Raw genomic sequence first — 242 nt, 5'->3', positions numbered from 1 at the left:
GTGAGCGTGCCCGAGCCAAGGTCGCTGTCATTCGCTTCCGTCGCGGCGGCGGTCCCGGTGAATTGCTCCAGGACCGAGACGATGGCGGAGTCCGCCGCTTCGGAGACGGTTCCCGATCCGGTGATTGTCAGCGTTCCCGTGGCCGAGGTGGTGTCGTTCGTTTCGGTCGGTGCGGCCGTGCCGGTCATTCTTTCCGTCCCGGCGGCCGAGGCGATGTCGCTGGCTTCCGTGGCCGAGGCGGC

Annotated in this window: 1 protein-coding gene; it reads right to left on the bottom strand. The window is 68.6% G+C overall.

Annotated features, from left to right (window positions below):
• Positions 1–242: hypothetical protein (locus BGIM_RS64775; protein WP_202947237.1), on the bottom strand; the 242-nt coding region annotated here is incomplete at both ends.

Origin of the sequence: Zavarzinella formosa DSM 19928 (assembly GCF_000255705.1) — a bacterium.
Classification (GTDB): domain Bacteria; phylum Planctomycetota; class Planctomycetia; order Gemmatales; family Gemmataceae; genus Zavarzinella; species Zavarzinella formosa.
Note: the sequence above shows the minus strand (reverse complement) of the source record. Positions and strands in the feature narration are given on the sequence as shown.